Genomic DNA, 2,114 nt, shown 5'->3' on the forward strand with positions numbered 1-2,114 from the left:
ATGCTGGAGTTATATTTGTTTTTCCCACTGAAACGTTTCATATTTGGTGAATGCTCTTGGGATTTGTGTTTCACTGCTCTTGATCGTAATTTTACTTTCCATGTACTGAAATAGTTTGAATTTCTATATCCTCTCTTTGTTTTGTTATCCTCTTGTAAAAGCGAACCTCCATTTCAGTCCTTGATTTGCTCCCCAGTTGTGTTGCAGTACTAGGCATAATTCTTTTTGTAAGCACTTTGCGTTCCATGCAATGAAATACTTTGAAATCTTTCAATGTCCTCTCTTTCTTCATTGTTATTTTAATGAAACGAACCTTTACCTAAGTCCTTGATTTCCTCCATAATTATTATAAGCTATTCCTGCAAATTAAGTAATTTGTGCGCAGATAAAGCTCAGTAAAGACTTGTAGCTACATGACTAAGGATCGTCTATTTATCTCGCGTGTGGGTTGGTGTGAGTCAGAGTGTCTCGAATTTCGTCTCAGTGTGTATCTAGAGCCGATCGCCTCCAGGACCTTATCATACTCATGTAAAAGTTAATCTCATTTAAAAATCGATCCCCCTCAAGGTTATGATTATGCCCTATTGAAGAACGAATTTACTCCATGAGAAAAGCAGTAGGAGTAGCAGTAGTACCAACAACAGTGGTAGTAGTAGCAGTAGCAGCAGCAGCAGCAGCAGCAACAGTAGTAGTAACAGTAGTAGTAGTAGTAGTAGTGGTAGTTCTTGTTGTTGTTTTTGTTGTTTTGTTGTCGTAATTGTTGTTGTTGTATCAGCAGGACTAGTGGTAGTAATAGTAGTAGTAGTAGTAGCAGTAGTAGTAGCAGCAGCAGCAGCAGTAGTAATAGTAGTAGTAGTATACCAATCAACAAAATAACAACAGACGCCTTCATAAGGGCAACGAGAGCGCGGCCTCCCACCTGTCCGAAGGGTCTGTCGCAGTGCTCGTGCTCGGTGACGGTGAAGGAGTACGAGGACTGGTCGAACACTGGCTGGAGGTCGTTCACGTTGATGACGGCGAGGGTGATGAAGGTCTCCGCCGCCTCGTTGGCCCCGTCGCTCAGCCGCACCAGCAGCGTGAACTGGAGAAAGACAGAAGGAGCGTGTTATTGTTTATCTTAGTTTGTGTTTAAAATACTGAATAGCAAACTGAAGAAGCGGAGAAGATAAGCTTAGTTGTTTTGTTTAGCTGTGTGTTGAGAAAACTTCAGGCAGAATAAAGAGGCTATGAGGAAAAACGGTTCACAGAAATAGGAAAATAGCCTGGAAATCCCTCAGCTACTTTTGGGAACAAGTGATTCAGGTAACAAAGTTCACACGCATGTATACATCTCAGGTAACACACACTTCAGGTCCTTATTGGGTAGACAGGTAACACTTGTGCAACTACATTATTTGGGGAACACTGAAGTAACAGATTAACACACGTAACACTCAGTGAATGCAAGTCAGTCAGGTAACACTCACGCAACCAAATACATCACGTAACATTTAAGTAGCAAATCAACTTACATAACAGTCAAGCAACTCAAGTACGTTAAGTAACACTCACGCTACTCAGTATCCCAAGAAACACTTCAGTAACTAATGAACTCACCGAACAACACCAATTGGCTCAGGTAACACTTACGTAACACACAAGTAACTCAACATCCAAGAGAACACTTCAGTAACTAACTCACTCAACACCCAGCCAACTCAAGTACACCAGGCAGCTAACTCAGGCAACACTCCGGCAACACAAACACGCACGTACATTTCTGTCCCTCACTGGGTCGTCGTGGTCGAGGCCGCGAGCCACCGTCACCTCGCCCGTCGTGGCGTCGATGCTGAACTTGCGCGGCTCGTTGCCCTGGACGATCTGGAAGCTGTTGTGGTTCACTGCGCGAGGGAGAGAGGCGAAGAGGTGAGGACGGGAATGGAAGATGACCAGGAAGGGAAATGACTGAGTGAGAACTGGAGGAACGGGAGGTTATCAGGGAGAGGGACGAGGAGGAGGAGGAGGAGAGGAAGAGCAAGATGAATGTGGAAAGAGGTGATCAGCAAGGGCGGACGAGAGGAACGAGAAACGATCAGAAAGAGAGAGGATAAGTGAGGCAGAGGATCAGAAATGGA

Annotated in this window: 1 protein-coding gene; it reads left to right on the forward strand. The window is 44.5% G+C overall.

Features of this window, described 5'->3' with window-relative positions:
• Window positions 1-604 precede the first annotated feature (604 nt).
• Window positions 605-757, forward strand: a complete 153-nt coding sequence (locus tag ACK5JN_RS19230; protein ID WP_416871612.1) for a hypothetical protein — start codon at window positions 605-607, stop codon at window positions 755-757.
• Window positions 758-2,114: the final 1,357 nt, after the last annotated feature.

Source organism: Kluyvera sp., assembly GCF_047971185.1.
Taxonomy (GTDB): domain Bacteria; phylum Pseudomonadota; class Gammaproteobacteria; order Enterobacterales; family Enterobacteriaceae; genus Kluyvera.